General features: G+C 29.4%; 19 protein-coding genes. 6 read left to right on the top strand and 13 right to left on the bottom strand.

The window, feature by feature from the left end; translation table 11 throughout:
- Nucleotides 1–330: 330 nt before the first annotated feature.
- Entirely contained in the window at nt 331–546 is a 216-nt protein-coding gene (locus EG57_RS0217885) for a hypothetical protein (RefSeq protein WP_032078512.1), read from the bottom strand.
- Between the two features lie 313 nt (nt 547–859).
- Nucleotides 860–1,459 (bottom strand): TetR/AcrR family transcriptional regulator, encoded by a 600-nt coding sequence (locus EG57_RS0217880; protein WP_032078511.1) that lies wholly within the window; start codon nt 1,457–1,459, stop codon nt 860–862.
- 179 nt (nt 1,460–1,638) lie between these two features.
- Between EG57_RS0217880 and EG57_RS0217875 the strand changes: the two genes are divergently transcribed.
- The 3 genes from EG57_RS0217875 to cooS all read left to right on the top strand — a co-directional run bounded on the left by EG57_RS0217875 (nt 1,639) and on the right by cooS (nt 5,223).
- The gene (locus EG57_RS0217875) at nt 1,639–2,361 is read left to right on the top strand and encodes a putative ABC transporter permease (RefSeq protein WP_032078510.1); all 723 of its coding nucleotides are present in this window, start codon (nt 1,639–1,641) and stop codon (nt 2,359–2,361) included.
- Nucleotides 2,312–2,803, top strand: coding sequence for an HD domain-containing protein (locus EG57_RS0217870; protein ID WP_032078509.1), 492 nt, complete (start codon nt 2,312–2,314; stop codon nt 2,801–2,803). The genes EG57_RS0217875 and EG57_RS0217870 overlap by 50 nt, the downstream gene beginning before the upstream one ends.
- Nucleotides 2,804–3,303: 500 nt before the next feature.
- A complete protein-coding gene (cooS, locus tag EG57_RS0217865) occupies nt 3,304–5,223 on the top strand; it encodes an anaerobic carbon-monoxide dehydrogenase catalytic subunit (protein WP_032078508.1) in 1,920 nt (639 codons plus the stop codon).
- Nucleotides 5,224–5,333: 110 nt separating this feature from the next.
- On the opposite strand, the gene EG57_RS0217860 is transcribed toward cooS, so the two are convergent.
- On the bottom strand, nt 5,334–5,708 hold the full coding sequence (locus EG57_RS0217860; protein WP_032078507.1) for a hypothetical protein: 375 nt from the start codon (nt 5,706–5,708) through the stop codon (nt 5,334–5,336).
- A gap of 206 nt (nt 5,709–5,914) precedes the next feature.
- Here EG57_RS0217860 and EG57_RS0217855 point away from each other — a divergent pair, with 206 nt between their 5' ends.
- Nucleotides 5,915–6,220 carry a hypothetical protein gene (locus tag EG57_RS0217855; protein ID WP_032078506.1) on the top strand — a complete coding sequence of 102 codons (306 nt, stop codon included), beginning with the start codon at nt 5,915–5,917 and terminating at the stop codon, nt 6,218–6,220.
- A gap of 57 nt (nt 6,221–6,277) precedes the next feature.
- Here the strand turns inward: EG57_RS0217855 and EG57_RS0217850 are convergent, their stop codons facing one another.
- The 7 genes from EG57_RS0217850 to EG57_RS0217820 all read right to left on the bottom strand — a co-directional run bounded on the left by EG57_RS0217850 (nt 6,278) and on the right by EG57_RS0217820 (nt 17,819).
- Nucleotides 6,278–7,675: an APC family permease gene (locus EG57_RS0217850; protein ID WP_032078505.1), complete on the bottom strand. Its 1,398-nt coding sequence runs from the start codon at nt 7,673–7,675 to the stop codon at nt 6,278–6,280.
- A 349-nt stretch (nt 7,676–8,024) separates the two neighbouring features.
- Entirely contained in the window at nt 8,025–9,548 is a 1,524-nt protein-coding gene (gene hutH, locus EG57_RS0217845) for a histidine ammonia-lyase (RefSeq protein ID WP_032078504.1), read from the bottom strand.
- 19 nt (nt 9,549–9,567) lie between these two features.
- A complete protein-coding gene (locus tag EG57_RS0217840; protein WP_032078503.1) occupies nt 9,568–10,206 on the bottom strand; it encodes a cyclodeaminase/cyclohydrolase family protein in 639 nt (212 codons plus the stop codon).
- 32 nt (nt 10,207–10,238) lie between these two features.
- The gene (gene hutI / locus EG57_RS0217835; RefSeq protein WP_032078502.1) at nt 10,239–11,492 is read right to left on the bottom strand and encodes an imidazolonepropionase; all 1,254 of its coding nucleotides are present in this window, start codon (nt 11,490–11,492) and stop codon (nt 10,239–10,241) included.
- 28 nt (nt 11,493–11,520) lie between these two features.
- A complete protein-coding gene (locus EG57_RS0217830) occupies nt 11,521–13,554 on the bottom strand; it encodes a urocanate hydratase (protein WP_032078501.1) in 2,034 nt (677 codons plus the stop codon).
- 48 nt (nt 13,555–13,602) lie between these two features.
- Nucleotides 13,603–14,499, bottom strand: a complete 897-nt coding sequence (gene ftcD, locus EG57_RS0217825) for a glutamate formimidoyltransferase (RefSeq protein ID WP_032078500.1) — start codon at nt 14,497–14,499, stop codon at nt 13,603–13,605.
- A gap of 272 nt (nt 14,500–14,771) precedes the next feature.
- On the bottom strand, nt 14,772–17,819 hold the full coding sequence (locus tag EG57_RS0217820) for an AAA family ATPase (RefSeq protein ID WP_032078499.1): 3,048 nt from the start codon (nt 17,817–17,819) through the stop codon (nt 14,772–14,774).
- A gap of 667 nt (nt 17,820–18,486) precedes the next feature.
- Here EG57_RS0217820 and EG57_RS0217815 point away from each other — a divergent pair.
- Both EG57_RS0217815 and EG57_RS0217810 read left to right on the top strand, forming a co-directional pair.
- On the top strand, nt 18,487–18,972 hold the full coding sequence (locus EG57_RS0217815; protein WP_029162021.1) for an Lrp/AsnC ligand binding domain-containing protein: 486 nt from the start codon (nt 18,487–18,489) through the stop codon (nt 18,970–18,972).
- A gap of 96 nt (nt 18,973–19,068) precedes the next feature.
- Entirely contained in the window at nt 19,069–19,302 is a 234-nt protein-coding gene (locus EG57_RS0217810) for a DUF378 domain-containing protein (protein WP_032078498.1), read from the top strand.
- 59 nt (nt 19,303–19,361) lie between these two features.
- On the opposite strand, the gene argH is transcribed toward EG57_RS0217810, so the two are convergent.
- The 3 genes from argH to EG57_RS0217795 form a co-directional block, all read right to left on the bottom strand.
- The gene (gene argH, locus EG57_RS0217805) at nt 19,362–20,678 is read right to left on the bottom strand and encodes an argininosuccinate lyase (protein ID WP_032078497.1); all 1,317 of its coding nucleotides are present in this window, start codon (nt 20,676–20,678) and stop codon (nt 19,362–19,364) included.
- 2 nt (nt 20,679–20,680) lie between these two features.
- Nucleotides 20,681–21,886 carry an argininosuccinate synthase gene (locus tag EG57_RS0217800; RefSeq protein ID WP_032078496.1) on the bottom strand — a complete coding sequence of 402 codons (1,206 nt, stop codon included), beginning with the start codon at nt 21,884–21,886 and terminating at the stop codon, nt 20,681–20,683.
- Nucleotides 21,887–22,034: 148 nt separating this feature from the next.
- Complete coding sequence (locus EG57_RS0217795) at nt 22,035–22,811, bottom strand: amino acid ABC transporter ATP-binding protein (protein WP_032078495.1); 777 nt, start codon at nt 22,809–22,811, stop codon at nt 22,035–22,037.
- Between the last annotated feature and the right edge of the window lie 4 nt (nt 22,812–22,815).

Genomic DNA, 22,815 nt, shown 5'->3' with positions numbered 1-22,815 from the left:
AATGCCTAACGGCATGTTTTTTTGAGCAAAAAAGTTTTAAATTCCTACTAAATAAAAAATAAAGGCTCGGATGGTGTATCCACATTTATCCGAGTTTTATTATTATATCAGCATTTAAATAAGCTGCATTCTATTTGCTATGCGAACTTATTTTATTTTTATTATATAGGTATACTCTTTTAAAGTTTCTGACTGCTTTTTAAACAAATTTTTTACTTTAGCTTCTTTAATCTTTTAATAATTGTTTAAGCTCTTTTAAAGACTATTCTGGCAGTATTCGTAGTAAATACTTAAGTGCATAGCTATATACCAATCCAACTAAAACTCTATCTATTTCTTCAATTTTAACAATTGATCCTTTTGGAATAGACTTTGTCGTTGAGTCATGGCAGGTATTACAATCATAGACTTAGAATTACTTATATAAAGATTAATACCATAAATTTTCTCAAAGCAAACACATATATCTTCCACAATTTCTGGAATTTTAAGATAATCATGATTTCCAATCTCTTCACTACTAAAAGCGGCATCCTTTACCACCATTGTATAGAGCCCCAATGAAATTCGTCTCTTGCTTTCATCCTATATAAATAAGCAAAGTGATGTTTCTATTTTCTTTCTAAATTTTCCCCATTTACATTCATCAATTTTTTCTTTAACTAATGAATATAAATTTATCTTTATTTCTATCAAGTTCAAGAATACTACTAAGAGATTGACAGATACTTTCTACCGTTTCACAATCTAATATTCTTTCCATATATTCACCTTCTCAAATAACAATTATTTATCATATTACCTAGCAACGTAATAATATACAAACTTTTATGCTTTTTCCTACCTTAACTGCGTTTCATCAAAAAGAAGACACTTGTTTTGCAAGTATCGATTTAATTCCATTAAATGCAATATTACTGCCTGCTTTTGCTAAGTCTTCTAAAGAGAGTTTTGAATTCATACTAAACCATTCAGCATACATAGACATGAGTCCAGAAGCAATAAATTCAGTATATAAACTTAACATCTCCCTATCAATATCAAATTTTTCATGAAATTTTTCTATGATTGTATCTTTTAATACTTTCTTTACCTTAGTAAAAAGAAAATTATAAGAATTTGCTCGAACTAACTTTTCAAAAAAATCGTAGTCTTCGGTAATCAAATTATTTAAACTAGTAAAAAAGGCATATCCATCAAATTGTGCTTGAAAAAAATCATATTTTTCTAAAATAAGCAAAAGTTTTTCAATAATTTCATTCTCTATTTTATCAAATATATCATCTATACTTGAATAATGCATGTAGAAAGTCTTACGATTTATATTTGCTCTCTCTGCTAGTTCTTTTATAGTGATTTCAGAAACATCCTTCTCTGAAAGTAGATCAACTAAAGCATCACGTATGCTTTTTTGAGTTTTTTTAATTCGCCTATCTTTAGTTTCTAATTTTCTTTTCATAATATCCCCCTAAAGTAACACTTTATTTATTTGTGAGTATTAAGCAACATTATTTTGATTTTTTGACCATTGTTTAATAAATGCATTTTAATTATAATACATATATGAGTAATAAACAACACGTGTTACATTCTAAAAGTAAGAAAGTTAAAGAATATAAAAGAAAGGAGATCAAAGATATGGGATACTTTAATGGTTTACTACTGCTTTTCACAATATACTCATTTTTAGGATGGGCATTAGAAACTATTTTTGCTAGCATAAATGAAAAGAAAATTATAAATAGAGGATTTTTAAACGGATTTGTATGTCCTATTTATGGCTTTGGAGCTATTTTGGCTATTCAGTCTTCAAAATGGATTTCAAATATTTTTGAAAACCCATTTATTGCAATTATCATTAATATAATAATTGCTATGATTTTAGTAACTGTATTGGAATATATCACAGGATTTCTTTTAGAAAAAATTTTTGATTGTAAGTGGTGGGACTATAGTAGTAATGCATTTAATCTTAAAGGATATATTTGTCTTAAATACTCACTTCTTTGGGGAGTGTTAACATTTTTGCTGATCAAGTTTGTGCATCCCACAATTTTGAAAGTGCTTTTTTTAATACCTACATCTACCAAAGGCTATTTAGTAGCAATACTGCTTTTATACTTTCTAACAGATACAGTTAAGTCTGTTAAGGATACTTTGGGTTTGAGAAAGGTAATTTTAAATTCCTCAAATATTTCGCTCAACAGGTACTATGAAAAAATTATTCAATATAAGAGATTGTTTATTGCATTTCCACGGCTGTTAATTTTGAATGCTAGCATTATAAATAATGATATAAGGAGTGTCTTAAATGATCAAATGGATAAGGTTAAAGTTGAGCTTAAAAATAGATTTCTTTAGTAACAAAGAATATGGAAAATGTGTCTACGATGTTATTCATCATGAAATGATAATATCAATGAAAAATTATATACAACATGGCAATACAAATTGTTTCGAACACAGTATTTATGTGTCATATATCAGTTATATGATATGCAAACGATTGGGACTTGACTTTCAATCAGCAGCAAGAGGAGGATTACTTCATGACTTCTTCTTGTATGATTGGCATATGAAACGACCTCAAAAAGGACTGCATGGTTTTATTCATCCTAATATCGCATTACAAAATGCAACCAAGTACTTCAAATTAAATGATAATGAAAAAGACATTATACAGAAACATATGTGGCCTTTAACCATAACATTGCCACGATATAAAGAATCTTTTGTGGTGTTATGTGCAGACAAATATTGCACTCTTATGGAAACATTGGGATTGTCCATTATAGGAAAATAGCTCGAATTTATGTTTATTATACTAATAGGTATATTATCTGTATCTAATTTAATTTCATATCTATCATTCACGTTCTTTGGCAAAAAGTTTTAAATTCTTACCAAAAAGAAAAAGCCTACATGGGGGAACATGTGGCTTAATAGGGGATATTATTTAATAATAAGTCTATTATATCAACAAAACTTAATTTGTCCACGATAGTATGTTTATTGATAATTTTCGACTCAATTACAAGTAAAATAATAACACTTAAAATATAATTAGTCAATATATTTTTGTAAAAAACATTATATTTCGACATCATTTTTTAATTTTTATGTACATTTTAGATGTTTTTTAGAAAAAACTTGATGATATTGTATCCCAACACATTTATATTAAGTTTCTATTTATATAGAGAGATAATCCTAATTATGGAAAATTACAAATGTATAATTAAATTCATTATAGGAAAATTTACTATTAGCACTAGTTATAATAGTAAAAGGAGTGAATAATTTATGAGTGAAACTATACTAGAAAAATCAGAAGGTAGAGTAAGTTATCATGATTCTGTAGAGGAGATGCTTAAAAGAATTAGAGAAGATGGAATGTCTAATGCATTTGATAGATATTCTCTTCAAGACAAAATTAGGTGTAAATTTTGTCTTGAAGGTTTAAGCTGTCAATTATGTTCAAATGGCCCATGTAGAATAAGTGAAAAAACAGGTCAAACCAAAGGTGTATGTGGAATAGGTCCTGATGCAATGGCAATGAGAAATTTTCTTTTAAAAAATATAATGGGCGCAGGTACATATAGTCATCATGCTTATGAAGCTTTTAGAACATTGAAAGCTACAGCAGAAGGAAAAACTCCATTTAAAATTACAGATGTAAATAAACTTAAATGGATGTGTGAAAAAGTAGGTATAAATACAAATCAAGAAATCAATGATATGGCCATAGAATTAGCTGTTCTACTTGAAGATCAACAAATAATTGGTATAGAAGATAAGAACATCATGATTGAAGCTTTTGCCCCAAAAAAAAGAAAGGAATTATGGAGGAAACTAGATATATATCCTGGTGGAACAGTGCACGAGGAACAAAATTGTGTAGCTAGTTGTCTTACAAATGTAGATGGAAGCCATGTTTCTTTGGCTATGAAAGCTCTGAGACTCGGTATAGCAACTATATATAATTCCCAAATAGGTCTAGAAATGGTTCAAGATATACTATTCGGAACACCAACCCCACATGAAGTTAATATGGATTTAGGAATTATGGACCCAGAGTATGTAAATGTAGTATTTAATGGCCATCAACCTTGGCCTGGAGTTGCCACTATATTAAAAGCAAGAACTCCAGAAGTTCAAGAAAAAGCAAAAGCTGCTGGTGCTAAAGGTCTTAGAATAGTTGGTTCAATAGAAACAGGGCAGGAATTACTGCAAAGATTTGAAATAGATGATGTATTTGTAGGTCATATGGGAAACTGGCTTACTATAGAGCCATTATTAGCTACTGGTACTGTAGATGTGTTTGCAATGGAGGAAAATTGCTCACCACCAGCTATAGATATGTATGCTGAAAAATATCAAGTAACTTTAGTATCTGTAAGTACTATAATTGATTTACCAGGGCTTGATGAAAAAATTCCTTATGATCCTTCTAAAGTAAATGCTATGGCTGATAGATTGATTGAACTTGCTATAGAAAATTTTAAAAAGAGAAAAGAGAGAAATATTCAACCAATGGTTCCTAAAAAAATTCAGAAAGCTATAGCTGGTTTTTCCACTGAAGCTGTGTTAGGCGCTCTTGGAAACAAACTTGATCCTTTAGTAGATGTAATAGCTGCTGGGAAAATTAAAGGAGTTGTAGCTCTTGCAAACTGTTCTACTTTAAGGAATGGTCCTCAAGACTGGGTTACAATAAATCTCACAAAAGAACTTATAAAGAAAGATATATTAGTTGTTAGTGGTGGCTGTGGAAATCATGCTCTTGAAGTTGCAGGATTATGTACAGTAGAAGGAGCTAATGAATTAGCTGGTGAAGGATTAAAAGAAGTATGCAATATGTTAAAAATTCCTCCAGTACTAAGCTTTGGAACCTGCACTGATACAGGTAGAATCTCTATGCTTGTTACTGCTCTAGCAGATCATTTGGATGTTGATGTATCTGACCTTCCAATAGCTGTTACTGCTCCAGAATGGATGGAGCAAAAAGCAACCATAGATGGAATTTTTGCATTAGCCTATGGAGCTTATACTCATCTATCTCCTACTCCTTTTATGACAGGAGCTCCTAAGCTTGTAGAGCTTCTAACTAAAAAAGTAGAAGATGTAACAGGTGGAAAAATCGCACTAGGAGATAATCCTGTTGAAGTTGCAAACGATATAGAAGCTCATATAATAAATAAAAGAAAAGGGTTAGGATTAAGTTAATATAAAAACCATGCATAAACAAGAAAGTTTACTTTCCTATTTATGCATGGTTTTTGTTTTTATACAAGGATTTAATTTACTTTGTAATAATCCCTTATATAATGTTTCAACTATTTTTCATTACTATGCTTATTTTTATTTACTCTATTAGGTTTTGCTTTAGGCTTTATAACTGTATTTTTTCCTTTGGAATTACCATTTCTACCATTATTATATATAGCTCCAGTTCTCAAATCTATAAACCATAAGAAAAAAACTATAAATATTGCGGACTGTAAGTACTGCCATGCACTTTCAGCTAAATTATATTTATAATAACCTGCTATTATATTAGGCACAAAAAATGCTATTATCGCTATGGCTAAAATAATCCACTTATTTGGATGAAACTTTGATAATAAACGAATTTTTAACTGATTGTAAACAACTACAAAAATTATTACGAAAAACAAAACCTGCAAAACTACTTTTGTCCATAAAGGCATCTACTTCTCCTCCTTCACTTTTGTCTATTAATTCTATTATTATATACTTTTCCTTTTATATCAATACCTTTTTTTGTGAAACATTATAAAATCAATGTTTAATGATATATAATTATTTTAAAAATATTCCAAACTTTTATATTTACTATTTATAAATAATTATTATTATGATATAATATTATAAAAATAACTAGGAGGTAAAATATATGATTGATTACAAACAACTTATGCAAGATATACTTGATAAAAAAGTAAAAATTGAGCTTATGCTAGATAGAGCTATAAAAATCGGCTCTCAAAATATTACCAGTGAAAGTGGTTTTGTAGAAGCATATGAATTAAGTGATTCTGATAAATATAGAGCCATTTTAACTAGGGGTAATGACATTTATTATGCTGAAACAGAATTATGCGCTGATATGCAGCAAAATGGTTCCTGTACTTATAGATATGAACAAATATACAAAGTAATATTAAATGACACTTGTAACTGTCAATGTGAATGTAAGTAAAAAAATAATGTCCTAAATTAATTTTTAGGACATTATTTTTATCTGATAAATAGTATTTTATATATCTAAACCTGCTGATTCTCTAAGTTTATCTACAGATTTATCTTCTTTATTGTTTTGAAGCATCATATATACGTAAATTGGAATACCCATAAGTAATAGTAAGAATCCATACATTACTGTCTCCGCTCCTGTTCCATAAATTGCATATATAGAATATATTAATGCAACTAGTGTAATAAATGAACTTTTTAAGAAATTCCAGAAATTAAAATCCTTTGAATGCTTGCTTAAAAGCACTATCTCTGCTGCAGTTGTAAAAGTGTATGCTGGCAAAAATGCTAAAGTTGCAAGTAGCATCATAAAATCAAAGGCTGATCTTAAAGTACCAACATAGTTCATTACCAATAGTATGTTAGCACATATACCACTAATAATTAATGCTGCGGCTGGTGTATTATATTTTGGATGAATTTTCGCAAATATCTTTGGAAATAATCTATCCTCTCCTGCTGCAAAGGCACCTCTAGCTGTAGTCATAATCCAACCAGAAGTTCCTCCTAAAGTTGATATAATAGCTCCCATTGCAATAAAGGCGCCTCCCCATGAACCTCCTGTTACAGTATTTATAATATCTGCAAGCGGTGCATCTGATTTAGCAAGCGAAGCTTGGTCAATTGCTCCCATAGCAACAACACTAATAAGAATATAAATAACTGCTGAAATTAAAGTACCATATATAGTACTTTTTCTTATATTTTTTTCTGGGTCCTTAATTTCTCCAGCTGGAACTGTTGCACTTTCTAGTCCTACAAAAGACCATAGTGCTATTGCTATGGCTCCAGATAAACTTCCCATTCCTGACAGCTCTGGTTTAGCTACAGTATTTAAAAAGTTAGGATTAAAATGAACTGCAGCAATAACTATAAATACTACTAATGCTAATACTTTAAGTATTGTACTAACTATACCAATAATTCCAGCATTCTTTACCCCTAAAATATTAATTATAGTAAAAATCCAAAGAACTGCTGAGGTTACTAAAAATGCAATAATTGGTGTATTAGCTTGTGGTACAAAGTATACAAAATAACTCATAAAAGCAGTAATAATAGTTGCATTTCCAACCCAAGTTGCAATCCAATAAGTCCAGGCAATTAAAAAACCTGCAAAATCTCCAAAAGCTGCTCTTGTATAAACAATAGGGCCTCCCGTTTTTGGCATAGCTGCACCCATATTACCAAAACTTAATGCAATTAATAAAGATCCTATGGCTGTAATAGTCCAAGCTAAAATAGCAGTTTTCGGATTAGATGCTCTTGCCAAAGATGCTGGTGCCATAAAAATTCCAGAACCAATAATATTTCCTACTACAATCGCAGTAGCAGCAGCTAATCCCAATTCCCTTTTTAATTTGCCCTCATTAGAACTTCCTACTCCTTGTTCATTACCCATAATTTTCCTCCTTTTATAAAAAAATAAATATATAAATACATTTTTTAATAAACAATTATTTCATTATATCAAATAATCAACATCACTGCATCTTATTAAAGTTATAATGTTATAATACTAATTAAATTAGGATAAATTATCTTTCTCCAAGATTTAATCACATGCAACCGAATTTAAATTCTATTCAAACAAAGTTTAATTTTCTGAATATTCCATGTGCAATGGCATGATATAAAATTCCAATATAAACTTAACATTTTATATTTCATACTGGAATCTTGAATATTTCACAGAATTCCAGTATGAAAAACAAATAGTAATTATTAAATTAATATATTTTTATTTATATTTATATTTCTACTTTTACCTTTTCTTCTACTGCTTTTAAAATTTCTCCACTAGTCAAAAGTTCTTCACACTTATCTAGTTCCTTATACATAACTGTATCTTCTTCTATGAAGCCTACTTTACTTCTCACTATATTGTATACTTCCTGAGTACCTTTTCCTAATTTAAGTCCATCTCTAAAATCTATAGCCTGACAAGCAGCCATAAGTTCTGTTGCCAATACTCTGGTTACATTGTTTACAATCTCTAAACTCTTTCTAGCAGCAATAGTTCCCATACTTACATGATCTTCTTGATTAGCTGATGAAGGAATAGAATCTACACTAGCTGGGTGTGCAAGTACTTTATTTTCTGATACCAAAGCTGCTGCTGCATATTGCGTAATCATGAATCCAGAATTTAGTCCACCATTTTTCACTAAGAATGGTGGTAAATCATTTAATTGATAGTTTACTAATCTTTCTAATCTTCTTTCTGATATATTAGCAATTTCGGATGCTGCAATTCCAAGGAAATCAAAACTTAAAGCCATAGGCTGGCCATGAAAATTACCACCTGATATTACATCTCCATTTTCGAATACAATAGGATTATCTGTAACAGAATTTATTTCTGTTTCTACTCTTTCTTTAACATAATTTATAGCATCTTTACTTGCTCCATGAACCTGTGGTACACATCTTAAAGCATAAGCATCTTGAACCCTTAATTCTCCCTGTCTAGTGGCAAAAGAACTACCATCTAGCAAAGCAAGTATATTTTTAGCTGTTTGAACTTGACCTTTATGAGGTCTTACTTCATGTACTCTTGGATCAAAAGCATCTTTTATTCCTCTTAAAGCCTCTATAGTCATTGCTGCTGTAATATCACTAAGTTTTAAAAGCTCTATGGCCTTATATAAAGCCAATGAACCTACCGATGTCATTACCTGAGTTCCATTTATAAGTGCTAATCCCTCTTTAGCTACAAGCTCTACTTGGGATACCCCTGCCTTTTCCATAGCTTCTTTCCCTGATAAAATTTCTCCTTGAAATTCAGCTTCTCCTTCACCAAGCATAGGTAGTACCATGTGTGCAAGTGGTGCTAAATCTCCAGAGGCTCCTAATGAACCTTTTTCAGGTATAGAAGGATGTACACCTTTATTAAGCATATCCAAAAGAGTTTCTAAAACACTTAATCTTATTCCTGAATATCCTTTAGCTAAATTGTTTGCTCTTAAAAGCATTATTGTTCTTACTACTTCCTTTGGAAACTTTCGTCCAACTCCACAAGCATGAGATATTATTAAGTTTCTCTGAAGTGTTTTACATTGTTCTCCTGTTATAGTTACATCTGAAAACTTTCCAAACCCTGTTGTAATTCCATATACTATTTTATTTTTATCAACTATATCATCTACTATAGCTCTCGATTTTTTTACTTTTTCTCTAGCATCTTCCGTAAGGCAAACTTTATAGTCATTGTAAGCAACATTTATAATATCATCCAAAGTAAGGCCTTCACCTTTTAAATTAACAGTTTTCATTGTTACACGCCTCCAAGTTTTAAATCAATTTCTTTTCTATTATATTCATAATTTCTTCTTTTCTTTTTTTGCTCTTTTCTAATAAAACATTACATTTATCCCTTAAGTCATTTTTATATGATTCATCCTTTAAACCCATTATATTTATTTTTACATTTAGTATAGCACCTTCTACTGCAGTTTCCGTCAATGAAGCTGCAACACCAGCATCTGATAATGCATTTTTATTTCCATACATTACTGCTATGTATATATAATTATAAATTTCATAAGCTTTATTAGCTACTTCTAATGGAATTTCTAAGGACTGCTTATTTCCTTCTGATATTTTTTCTTTTCTAATTTTAACTTCTTCCTCTGTACTTTTAGGCATCTTAAATGCTTTCATTAGTGATAAAAAAGCATTTGTATCCCTTTCCATTAATTCTAAAAACTGATCTTTCAATATTCCAACCTTTTGCAAAGATTCATCAATGTCTTTTTGCAATTTGTCTTCATATTCCATATACTCTTTTTTCCCTACAGTAAGATTAAATACCATACTGGCAAGAGAACTAGCCAAAGATGCTGAAAGAGCTGCTATACTACCTCCACCTGGTGCTGGAGATTTAGAAGCTAATTCATCTACGAAATCTTTTACATTTAAGTTTTGCAGCATTTTATATTCCTCCATTTCTAGAAATATGTTATTTAGTACACAGTCTTTCCATCCTCTACTACAATGACTCCATTTTTAATGACTTTATCTACTGCATTTACTCCAAAATGATACATCAAATAATTTAAATTTTTAGCATCAAATATAGCTATATCCGCTTTCTTTCCTTTTTCAATACTTCCAATTTCCTTTTCACGTCCAACCGCACAAGCCGCATTTATAGTCATTGCATTTATTATTTCCTCTGGCAGCATTTTAAGTCCGAAACATGCAAATGTCATTGTACTTTGTAATGATTCTGTAGGAGAAGTTCCTGGATTACAATCTGTAGCTAGTGCCACAGTAACCCCTTCTTCTATCATTTTTCTTGCTCTTGCAAATTTATTTAACATCAGATAAAAGGATGTAGTAGGCAAAAGTACTGCAGCTACATTATTTTCTGCCATAGCCTTTATTCCTTCATCTGAAGCTGCTACTAGATGTTCTGCAGATACCGCTCTAATTTCTCCTGATAGTTCTGCTCCTCCTATGGATTCTATTTCATCTACATGAATTTTAGCTTTAAGTCCTAATTTTTGAGCAGCTTTTAGAATTTTTCTACTTTCTTCTATTGTAAATACGCCCTCTTCACAAAAACAATCAACAAAGTCTGCTAACTTATGTTCCTTTACATAAGGAATTACCTTTTCAATTATAAGATCTATATAGCCTTCTCTATTTTGTTTAAATTCATTAGGTACTGCATGGGCTCCAAGATAAGTTGAAACTATATCCATAGGATGCCTTTTATTTAAATTGGCATTTACTTGTAACATTTTTATTTCATTCTCAAAGTCCAGAGCATAACCCGATTTACTTTCTACTGTAGTAGTACCATGAGCAAGCATCAAATCTAATCTTTTCCTTGTATCCTGTTCTAATTCTTCTATTGATGCTTTTCTTGTATTGCTTACAGTGCTTAAAATTCCGCCTCCAGCATTTAATATATCTATATACTGAACATTTTGAAGTTTTAAAGGTAATTCGAATTCTCTAGAACCTGCATAAACTACATGAGTATGGCTATCTACAAGTCCAGGGGTTACAGTCTTACCATATGCATCTATTACAATTTCATCATCTTTTAAATATTTTTTATAACCTTCCCCGCTGCCAACTTCTACTATAGTTTTATCATGTATAACTATATATCCGTTTTCAATTACACCTGCATCTTTCAATTTATCCTTTTTTTTAGGATAATCTCCTGCACAAGTTACTAGAAAACTTATATTTTTAATTATCATTCAATCACCTCCACTAAAATCTATGCTCCTATTTCAATTTACTAAAATATTTCTCAACTTCCTTTTTTATTCCTTCTCCTTCAACTAAATAAGGAAGTGTTACATGATCTGTACCTTGATGAGTTTTGTTAAACTCCATAACTGTTTCAATAGAATGTTCATTTCTTGCCCAAGAACGTCTAGAAACACCACTCATAACATCCCAACTAAGTGCTGATTTAATTATTTCATCTGCTTTATAGCTTCCATCTAATACTAATCCAAAGCCTCCATTTATAGATTTACCTATTCCAACACCTCCGCCATTATGAAGTGCAACCAAACTCATTCCTCTAGCTGCATTTCCTGCATAGCATTGGATAGCCATATCTGCCATTACATTACTTCCATCTTTAATATTTGAAGTTTCTCTAAAAGGAGAATCTGTTCCACTAACATCATGATGATCTCTTCCCATCATTACAGGTCCTATTTCACCTTTTCTTACCATATCATTAAACTTAAGTGCTATATTTATTCTTCCAATAGCATCTTGATATAATATTCTTGCTTGAGTTCCTACTACTAACTTATTCTTTTCTGCATCTTTTATCCAATTATAATTATCTCTATCTTGATATCTTCTATTTGGATCTATACATTCCATAGCAGCTTTATCTGTTTTAATTAAGTCTTCTTCTTTTCCACTTAAACAAACCCATCTAAAAGGACCATATCCATAGTCAAATAATTGTGGTCCCATTATATCCTCTACATAAGAAGGGAATATAAATCCATCTTTTTCATCTATTCCATTTTTAGATATTTCTTTAACTCCAGCATCATAAACAGCTTTCATAAAGGAATTACCATAATCAAAGAAATATGTTCCTTTATCTACTAAAATTTTTATTAATTCAAAATGACGTTTCAAACTCTTATCTACCAACTCATCAAATTTTTCTCTATCCTCTGCAAGAAGTTTTGTCCTCTCATCAAATGTAATTCCCTGTGGACAATAACCACCTTCATATACAGCGTGACAAGAAGTTTGATCTGATAGTAATTCTACTTTTATATTATTTTTAGCTACATATTCAAGTAAATCTACTATATTTCCATGATAAGCAATGGACATAGGTTCTTTTTTCTCCATATATTCATGTGCAATTTTAAATATTTTATCTAAATCAGAAGAACATTCTTTAACCCATCCTTGATTAAGTCTTGTATCTATTCTAGATTGATCAACTTCTGCTACTATACCAACTCCATTAGCTATTTCTATAGCCTTTGGCTGAGCACCACTCATTCCTCCAAGACCTGAAGTTATAAACAAATGTCCTCTTAAGTCTCCATCATTTGGTATTCCAAGCTTCATCCTTCCTGCATTAAGTAATGTATTAAAAGTACCATGAACTATACCCTGTGGTCCTATATACATCCATCCTCCTGCAGTCATCTGTCCATAATTTGCAACACCCATTTCTTCTGCTATTTCCCAATCCTTTTGATTGTCAAACATACCTACCATCATAGCATTTGTTATTATTACTCTTGGTGCATCTGGTTTTGATTTGAATAAACCAAGAGGATGACCAGATTCAACTACTAAAGTTTGATCTTGAGTCATAACCTCTAAATATTTTTTTATAAGTCTATACTGCATCCAGTTCTGACACACACTACCTGTCTCTCCATAGGTAACTAATTCATAAGGATATAAAGCTACTTCAAAATCCAGATTATTTTCTATCATAACTTGAAAAGCTTTACCTTCTGTACATTTTCCTTCATATTCATCAATAGGCTTTCCATATATTCTTCCTTCTGGACGAAATCTATATCCATAAATTCTTCCTCTTGTTGTAAGCTCCTCTAAAAATTCAGGTATTAATTGTTCATGATATTTAGGTGGGATATATCTTAAAGCATTTTTCAAAGCTATCTCTGTCTGTGATTTAGTTAAATGAAATCCCCTATCAGGTGCTCTTCTTATACCTTCAACAAATTTAGGCATTTCAGGTATTTCATCATCCAATTTTATAGTCATAGCTTCTTTAATGTTAATGTTATTAACCATGTTATTTTCCTCCTTAAAAGATCTATACTTAATTATACGAAATTCTACTTACTCACTTAAATTTGTTTCCAAAACTTGCTTAATATCAAAATTTTCAATCTGAAGATAATATTCTGCACAATCAATTAATGCCTTCATTGGAACTAATCCAATAACTTCTGCACCAATTACAGGAACACCATATCTTTTAGCTTCCATTTTCACCATTTCCTGAATAGTGTATACAGCTGTTTTTTCATAATTAACCATGTTTATTGACACTTGAACTATATTTCTTTCATTTAACATTACTCCAACAGCCTTAGCATATCTTAATCCTCCACTTATATGTCTTATTCTTCTAGATATTGCATTAGCTATTTCAATGTTATCTGTACCCAAATTTACATTATAAGCTATTAATGGGAACCTCGCTCCTATAACAGTAGCTCCACTTTTTTTGTTCATTTCACTTGGTCCAAAATCTGGTTTCCATTCAGGTTTTTTTATTTTTTCAAAGAAACCTTCATATTGGCCTTTTCTTACATTTGCCAAGTTTTGTCTTTCTGGGCATGAAGCAGCATCTTCATATAAATAAACAGGTATATTTAATTCATCCCCAACCTTTTTTCCTAGCTCTTTAGCAATTTGAACACATTCTTCAGTAGTTATATCTCTTATAGGAATAAAAGGTACTACATCTGTAGCTCCCATTCTTGGATGTGCTCCAGAATGCTTACTCATATCTATAAGTTCTGATGCTTTTTTAATAAGTTTAAAAGCAGCTTCCTTTGTTTCTTCTGGACCACCTATAAAAGTTACAACAGACCTATTGTGATCTTTATCTGAACAATAATCCAAGAGCTTTACACCCTCTGTTTTTCTAACTTCATCTACAATTTTTTCAATTATTTCTTTATCTCTACCCTCACTAAAATTAGGCACACATTCTACTAATTTACTCATACATACTTCCTCCTAATTGTTTATATTTTACTTTATTATAACGTCTACACATCTTTTAAACGTCTATAAATTATTATTATTTAGAATTTTCTTTTTAATTCAACATATTTTTTATAGACGCTAAATTTTTATTTTTCAAATTACTAAATCAAGTGATTCTTAGACTCAGATGGAATTTGCTTATGAGGAATACCTATCCATCGGATAAAAATGGATAATATAAAGCCTTTCTTAATTTTGTTATTAAAAATTAAGAAAGGTTTTATATTATCCTAAGTAATTAACCTGTTTAAATCATCAACTTGATGCTGATCCATAGCTTCATTTAAATACATTATGCCTTGCTTAGCATATTCTTGAAAATCATCATCCAAATAACCTTTAAATATATGATCAAAATACATATTATCTTTAACATAAAACCGCACTTCTGCTTTAGCTCTAAAAACCGTACCTATTTCTTTTGGATTTTTTAAAATCTTCGAATTCATATCAGCACTTTTTAAAAACTTAAAAGATTCTTCAAAGTTTCCATCTTTCATTAAAATTATTGACATAAAGGCCTCAGCTATGGATTTTCCCCATATAAGATCAAACTTCTTATAAATATTTAAGGCCTTTTTGAAATACTTTGTTGATAGATTATAATCATTTGTATAAAAAGCTGTTTCTCCTGCATTAGTATAAAATAGAGCAAGACTAGTTAGTACATTTTTTTGTTCACATATTTCAATAGCTTTATTATAGTAATCTAATGCTTCTAAAAAGTTTTCTTTTCTCTTTCTTATATCTCCCATATAATTATAGCAAGCAGCTATATTTAAAGCATATTTATCAAAAGCATGCTTAGTTTCACTTAAAGTATTTATAGATTCCTGCATTAACATTTGAGCTTCTTCATATTCTCCCACCATCTTTTTATATAAAGCCTTGAGTCTTAATATTATTCCAACCTCTTCATAATAGTTACACTTGACAGCTAGTTCAAGTCCACAATTTATATATTTTATCATTTCATCGCTTTTATTTGTTTGAATACAATAGTAAATCATTTGCTTATAGCCTTCTATAGCATAATCATTACACTCAATTTCACTAGACTTATCTATCATATCTTGAATATTTTTTATTCCCTCTTCATACTCACCTTTTCTTATCAAATATCTTCCTTTTATATGAAGCACGCTTACTTCCAATTTTAATACTTCAATAGAATTTTCTTCTCTAACTTTTAAATTGTCCAAAGATTTCTCAATTTCCATAAGACTTTTAGTTGTTTCTTTATCATTGAAATATAATTCATTATAGGATTCATTACTATAATAAATTATAGGAAAAAGCTCATGGCTAAAATTAAGATAAACGTTTAAATTTTTAATTCTATATTTAAGAGCGTCTATATAGTTATATGCATTTTCAAAGTGGTATATCAATTTATAATAAATATTGATATCTCCTATGTTATTTTTTAATGTTTTTTCTATTATTTTGCCTATTTTATTATGAAGTATTTTCTTTTTTGCTTCAGATAAATTCATATATTGAAATTCTCTTAACTTTTGGTGAGTAAACTTAAAACATATATTTTTTTCATTTATTGACTCTTTTAAAATAAATCTTCCTTCAAGCTTTTCTATTATATCCATAATTTCCAGCTCATCTTTTTGTGTTAATTCTTTTAATATAAACATAGGTACTTCGTCATGAAATAACGATGCTATTTCAACTATTTTTTTTTCATCGTAAGATATATCTATAAACCTAGTTTTTAAAACATCCTGTACCTTAGATGTCATTATATTTATATTATTTTCTGACTTTATTATATTAAGATATTCTTTAAGAAAAAATGCATTTCCTTCAGTTTCTACATATATTTTATTTATAATGTCCTTTGACAAACTATACTTTGGTAAAGCCTTTTTTATAAAATTTTCCACTTCAGAAGTAGTAAATCTATTAAGTTCTATAATTTCAATTCTGTCATATTTTTTTGCAGAAACTAAAAATTTATCTACATTATGATTAAATTCATTTCTAAACGTAAGCAAAAACATTATATTATTTTCTTCACATTTAGATATGATACTTGTAAGTAAAGAAATACTAACTGAATCCATCCATTGTATATCTTCAAATACTAATAAAATTTTTTTATCAATAGATATTTTTTTTAATATATATGTTAATATGTTTCCAACTACATCATGCTTTAATAGCTCTATAGTATCCTCTAATTTAACATTTTTTGAATATCTAGAACCACTATTTACTTCTGGAACAAGTTCTCTTATTATATTTTCTAAAATACCAGAAGTTTTATTCTTATTACCAGCTATAACATAAGCTAAGCTTGAAATAATATTTCTCCAAGGCTTTAATGCATATTCATTTTCAAACTGATAGCAATTTGTTTCAAAAATGTAGACTTCTTTATCTTTTTCAATAGTCTGAAGAAATCTCTCCTTAAGACTTGTTTTACCTATACCCATTTCACCTTTTATCAATATTGACTTTGAGTTTTTATCATTAATAAAATTTTTATAATTATTCTCCATAAGTCTTAATTCATTAATTCTTCCATAAAAATAATTTTCATTATTTTCTTCTTTATGTCTTACATCCATTAAATTTAATACTTCTCTAAAGGTCTCAGTTGTTTTAGCATCAGGAACTATAAATAATTCCTTATTTAATGTATCTGAAAGTTTATTGTATAATTCAATAGCACTATTAAATTTTCTTTGATTTTTATAACAACAAATTAACTTTCTATAAGCTTCCTCATCAAATTCGTCAACTTTTATAACTAACTTGCAATATTTCTCGATTTCATCATAATTTTTAGTAATTTCTTCTGATTGTATTTTATCTTTAAGCCTTTTTATATATATTATTTGAAGATGTTCTCGTATTTCAAATGCCCATCTTTGAAAGTTTTCAGCATCTTTGGGTACAAATCCCTTTAAAAATTCACCTTTATATATATCTACTTCATCTTTGTTATTAATAAATTCATCTACATCTGTATCTATCTTTGTACTTTCACTAAATAGAATTGTAGACTTATTTAAAAAATCTATTACTTCTTCTTTACCAAAAACTTTTTTTAATTTGTATATTGCATTTCTTAAATTTTTTCTTGAAATACTCTCTTCCATATCTGGCCATAAAAGCGTTGACAATTCATCTCGTGTAGCTTGCTTTTTTATTACCAAATAGCAAAATAGAGCTTGGACTTTACTATATGGAAATAATATATTTTTTCCATTAAAGGTTGCAATAAAGTTCCCAAGTAGTTTTACATGGATATAATCCATATTATCACCTCTTAAATTGCACTTTGTATACTCATAGTTAATTATAAATATCACAAATTTTTTTGTCAATTTTTAAAAAATTTTTAAAATAATACTTTTTCATATTTATATATAACTAAAGGGCAGAAGCCTTATTTTATAACACTCCTACCCTTTTTCATCAATAACATGTTTAAAAATATAATCTTTCCTAAATAATTCTATGCTAATTATTACTATAATATCCATTACAATTATATATAGGAACTATTAGACATCAATAATTCAATAAATATTTTTAAAATCATCCATTTTAAGTTAATTTAAAATTATCCTTGTTAATTTACAAATCATGTGCTATCATTTACTTTGCACAAATTAATATAATATTTAATCAAATTATTATAGCACTGCCTTGTTGATAATATGATAATATACAACCATAGTATTTATGATATTAATAAATATTATAGCAAAAAATATTTTTTTATCAATTTATTTGTAAAAAAATGCAAATAAATCTTGTAAATCAACAAGTTTTTTCTGTGATAACGTTTAAAATTGTTAATTCAACATTTTTTTTGGTATAATGTTAATAACATATTATTTCTACTGAATTATCTTACATATAATAAATATTTATTTTTGAAATTAATAACCATTGTATTTAATATAAGGAGTGATATACATGAATTTAAAAGTTAACGGATTAGACGACTTAGATCTTCAGATACTGCACATTCTCATAAAAGATTCTAGAACTCCATTTCTTGAAATAGCTAGACAATGTCATGTAAGTGGAGGAACTATACATGTTAGAATGAAAAAAATGGAGGATTTAGGCATAATTAAAGGAACCAAGATGATTATAGATAATTCGAAACTTGGCTACGATGTTTGCTGTTTCATAGGAATATACTTAGATAAAGCTAATACATTCAAGGAAACACTAGAACAATTAAAACTTATAAAAGAAATTGTTGAACTTCATTATACCACTGGAGAATATACTATATTTATAAAAGTAATTTGCAAAAACATAGAAGATCTTCAAAATTTATTAATGAATAAAATCCAAAGAGTTGATGGAATCCAAAGAACAAATACTTTTATTTCTTTATATCAACCTGTAGATAGAAACATAGAATTGGATATTATAACTAAAGAACAGTAAAAACGGGAAAATTTTTTCCTGTTTTTTTTATTTACTCATAATTTTTAAAAATATGCAAATAATAATCTTGTATAAAATTATAAAGGAGATGTAATCATGAAAACACTAGATATTATCGCACTAATATTGGTAATTATAGGTGCTATAAACTGGGGATTAATTGGATTTTTCGGATTCGATTTAGTCGCTATGTTATTTGGAACCATGTCTAGCTTTACTAGAGTTATATATGCTCTTGTAGGTATAGCCGGCTTGTATGCCTTTTCACTATTTGGTAGAGACAGAGACCATGATAGAGATAGAGATCATGACAGACGAGAGGTTAAATAATTTTAAAAAAGTAGATAGAAAATTTCTACCTACTTTTTTTACTTTAACCTTTTTAAATACTATTTTAATTCTGTTTTTATTCCCCTACTTAAAGTATTCTTGTAATCTATGAACTCATACACATCATGTTGAAATAGATCGCTAAATTTTTTCAATTCTTCTAAAGAAATATCTTCTATTGCTTTATCTTTTTCTTCACAATAAAGCACTATTTCACCTATTACCTTATGAGCATCTCTAAATGCCATACCCTTATTAACAAGATAATCTGCTGCTTCTGTTGCATTTAAAAATCCTTTTTTAACTGCATTAAAAGTATTTTCCTTTTTAATTTTTATTGAGGAGAGCATACCTCTCATTATTTTTAAACAGCTTAATACTGTATCTAAGGAGTTAAAAAACTGTTCTTTATCTTCCTGCATATCCTTATTATAGGCAAGGGGAATGCCTTTCATAGTGGTAAGCAGTGCCATGAGTGATCCGTATACTCTCCCTGTTTTGCCTCTTATCAATTCTGCAGCATCTGGGTTTTTCTTTTGAGGCATGATACTGCTTCCTGTTGAAAACTCATCATCTATCGAAATAAAGTCAAATTCTTTACTACTCCAGAGGATCAATTCTTCACTTAAACGGCTTAAGTGCATCATCATTATAGAAAAACAAGATAAAAGCTCTATAACATAGTCCCTATCACTTACTCCATCTAAGAAATTGTCTACTGGCTTTTTAAATCCTAATTCTTTAGCTGTAAAACTTCTATCTATATTGTAGGTAGTTCCAGCTAAAGCACAACATCCAAGTGGACTTTCATCCATAATTTCTATGGCATTTTCCACCCTCTTTTTATCTCTAGTTAGCATATTATGATAAGCCATAATATGATGTTTGAATGTTACTACTTGTGCTCTTTGAAGATGAGTATAGCCTGGCATTAAATAATTATTTTCTTCTCCAACTTTTACTATTACATCTCTAAGTGCATCTATATCTTCTATAACTTCAAAAGCTTTTTTCTTTGCATAAAGTCTTAAATCCACAGCTACCTGGTCATTTCTGCTTCTTGAAGTATGAAGTTTCTTTCCTACTTGACCTATTCTTTCTATTAAATTAGTTTCTACAAAACTATGAATATCTTCATACTCACCTTCTATTTGAAGTACATCATTTTCTATATCTGAAAGTATGGAATTTAATCCTGTTGTTATGCTTTCGCATTCTTCTTGTGTTAAAATTCCACATTTAGCAAGCATTTTAACATGTGCTTTACTTCCCTGAATATCTTCATAATAAAGAGTTCTATCAAACCCTAAAGAACTGTTAAAATCCTCCATGAGCTTGTTTTCAGCTTTTTTAAATCTTCCACCCCAAAGTTTCATAATTACTTTTCCTTCTTCTTATTAGTCATAGCTTGTATTTTGCTTGGTAGACCAAATAAATTTATAAATCCTTCTGCATCCTTATGGCTATATAATTCACTAGCTCCAAAGGAAGAAATACCTTCATCATAAAGAGCATAAGGTGCATCTATGCCTGCTATCATTATATTGCCTTTATATAATTTTAATTTTACTGATCCTGTAACATTTTTCTGAGTAGTATCTACAAAAGCATCTAAAGCTTCTTTTAGTGGACTAAACCACAATCCATCATATACTAATTCACCATATTTTTGAGATACTGTTTGTTTATAGTGGAATGTAGCTTTATCAAGGGTCAATCTTTCAAGTTCCTTATGTGCTGCATAAAGAATTGTTCCACCTGGAGTTTCATATACACCCCTTGATTTCATTCCTACTAATCTATTTTCAATTATATCAATTACTCCTATTCCATTTTCTCCACCTATTTCATTTAAAGTTTCTATCAATGTAACTGGAGCTATTTCTTTTCCATTTAATTTTTTAGCTATTCCTTGTTCAAAATATATTTCTACATAAGTAACTTCATCCTTTGCTTTCTCTGGTGGAGTTGTCATAAGATACATTTCCTGCTTATGTTCATTTTTAGGATCTTCTAAATCTCCACCTTCATGACTTAAATGCCATAAGTTCTTGTCTCTTGAATATATTTTTTCTTTAGTTACTGGGACTTCTACCCCTTTAGCATTAGCATAATCTATAGCATCTTCTCTTGATTTTATATCCCATATTCTCCATGGTGCGATTACTTTTATTGTAGGATCAAAAGCTGCTATACCAACTTCAAAACGTACTTGATCATTTCCTTTTCCAGTACAGCCATGTGCTATGTATTTTGCTCCCTCTTCATGTGCTATTTCAACTAATCTTTTTGCCATTAATGGTCTTGCAAAAGAAGTTCCAAGCATATACTTTTCTTCATATAAAGCTCCTGCTTTTATACCTTTAAATACATAATCAGTTATAAATTCTTCTATTAAATCTTCAATATATACTTTTGAAGCTCCAGTTCTTAACGCTTTTGCTTCAACTTCCTTCATATCATCACCTTGGCCAACATTTATACATGCTGCAATAACCTCTAAATCATAGTTTTCCTTAAGCCAAGGAATTATTATTGATGTGTCCAATCCACCAGAATACGCTAATACAACTTTATCTTTCATAAAAAAATACCTCCGTCTTTCCAATTGAGAATTTATGATATCATCTATAGTCTCAATCTTTTTTATATTTTTATTTTTCAAATACTTAATTTTATAAATAAGTGTCAACTGCATTTTTTGTAGCTGACACTTATTTTATACCAATCTTTTAGAGCACTTTTTCCAAAAATGCCTTTGTTCTTTCTTCTTTAGGATGAGAAAATATCTGTTCTGGTGGTCCTTGTTCTACAATTTTTCCACCATCCATAAATATAACCCTATCAGCAACTTCCTTGGCAAAACCCATTTCATGAGTTACAACTACCATGGTCATTCCTTCTTTTGCCAAATCCTTCATTACATTTAAAACCTCTCCAACAAGTTCAGGATCTAGTGCAGATGTAGGTTCATCAAAAAGCATTATGTCTGGGTTCATAGCAAGTGCTCTTGCTATAGCAACTCTTTGTTTCTGTCCACCTGAAAGCTTTGAAGGATAATAATCCATTTTATCTGAAAGTCCAACTTTTTCTAGAAGTTTTTTAGCCATTTCTAAAACTTCATTTTTATTTTCCTTTTTTACTACAACTGGTGCTTCCATTACATTCTGCATAGCTGTCATATGTGGAAATAAATTAAAGTTTTGAAAAACCATACCCATCTTTGTCGTAATTTTTCTTATAAGCTTTTTATCTTTAGGATTTAGTTCTTCACCTTCTATAACTACTTTACCACCAGTTATTTCTTCAAGATGATTGAGACATCTTAAGAATGTACTTTTTCCTGATCCTGAAGGTCCTATTACAACTAGAACTTCTCCCTTTCTTACATTAACATTTAAATTTTCAAATACAGTTAAATCATTAAATTTTTTAGTTAAATTTGTAGCTTCTATCATAAGATCTTTAGTATTAAAATCTATACAATTATTTCCAACTATATTTTCCATAAAA

Origin of the sequence: Clostridium drakei (genome assembly GCF_000633595.2) — a bacterium.
Lineage (GTDB): Bacteria > Bacillota > Clostridia > Clostridiales > Clostridiaceae > Clostridium_AM > Clostridium_AM drakei.
Note: the sequence above shows the minus strand (reverse complement) of the source record. Positions and strands in the feature narration are given on the sequence as shown.

What these genes read in the sequence shown, in the direction of transcription:
- EG57_RS0217885 (WP_032078512.1), bottom strand. Translation starts at nt 546, where the DNA reads ATGGTGGTAAAGGATGCCGCTTTTAGTAGTGAAGAGATTGGAAATCAT.
- EG57_RS0217880 (WP_032078511.1), bottom strand. Translation starts at nt 1,459, where the DNA reads ATGAAAAGAAAATTAGAAACTAAAGATAGGCGAATTAAAAAAACTCAA.
- EG57_RS0217875 (WP_032078510.1), top strand. Translation starts at nt 1,639, where the DNA reads ATGGGATACTTTAATGGTTTACTACTGCTTTTCACAATATACTCATTT.
- EG57_RS0217870 (WP_032078509.1), top strand. Translation starts at nt 2,312, where the DNA reads ATGATCAAATGGATAAGGTTAAAGTTGAGCTTAAAAATAGATTTCTTT.
- cooS (WP_032078508.1), top strand. Translation starts at nt 3,304, where the DNA reads ATGAGTGAAACTATACTAGAAAAATCAGAAGGTAGAGTAAGTTATCAT.
- EG57_RS0217860 (WP_032078507.1), bottom strand. Translation starts at nt 5,708, where the DNA reads ATGCCTTTATGGACAAAAGTAGTTTTGCAGGTTTTGTTTTTCGTAATA.
- EG57_RS0217855 (WP_032078506.1), top strand. Translation starts at nt 5,915, where the DNA reads ATGATTGATTACAAACAACTTATGCAAGATATACTTGATAAAAAAGTA.
- EG57_RS0217850 (WP_032078505.1), bottom strand. Translation starts at nt 7,675, where the DNA reads ATGGGTAATGAACAAGGAGTAGGAAGTTCTAATGAGGGCAAATTAAAA.
- hutH (WP_032078504.1), bottom strand. Translation starts at nt 9,548, where the DNA reads ATGAAAACTGTTAATTTAAAAGGTGAAGGCCTTACTTTGGATGATATT.
- EG57_RS0217840 (WP_032078503.1), bottom strand. Translation starts at nt 10,206, where the DNA reads ATGCTGCAAAACTTAAATGTAAAAGATTTCGTAGATGAATTAGCTTCT.
- hutI (WP_032078502.1), bottom strand. Translation starts at nt 11,492, where the DNA reads ATGATAATTAAAAATATAAGTTTTCTAGTAACTTGTGCAGGAGATTAT.
- EG57_RS0217830 (WP_032078501.1), bottom strand. Translation starts at nt 13,554, where the DNA reads ATGGTTAATAACATTAACATTAAAGAAGCTATGACTATAAAATTGGAT.
- ftcD (WP_032078500.1), bottom strand. Translation starts at nt 14,499, where the DNA reads ATGAGTAAATTAGTAGAATGTGTGCCTAATTTTAGTGAGGGTAGAGAT.
- EG57_RS0217820 (WP_032078499.1), bottom strand. Translation starts at nt 17,819, where the DNA reads ATGGATTATATCCATGTAAAACTACTTGGGAACTTTATTGCAACCTTT.
- EG57_RS0217815 (WP_029162021.1), top strand. Translation starts at nt 18,487, where the DNA reads ATGAATTTAAAAGTTAACGGATTAGACGACTTAGATCTTCAGATACTG.
- EG57_RS0217810 (WP_032078498.1), top strand. Translation starts at nt 19,069, where the DNA reads ATGAAAACACTAGATATTATCGCACTAATATTGGTAATTATAGGTGCT.
- argH (WP_032078497.1), bottom strand. Translation starts at nt 20,678, where the DNA reads ATGAAACTTTGGGGTGGAAGATTTAAAAAAGCTGAAAACAAGCTCATG.
- EG57_RS0217800 (WP_032078496.1), bottom strand. Translation starts at nt 21,886, where the DNA reads ATGAAAGATAAAGTTGTATTAGCGTATTCTGGTGGATTGGACACATCA.
- EG57_RS0217795 (WP_032078495.1), bottom strand. Translation starts at nt 22,811, where the DNA reads ATGGAAAATATAGTTGGAAATAATTGTATAGATTTTAATACTAAAGAT.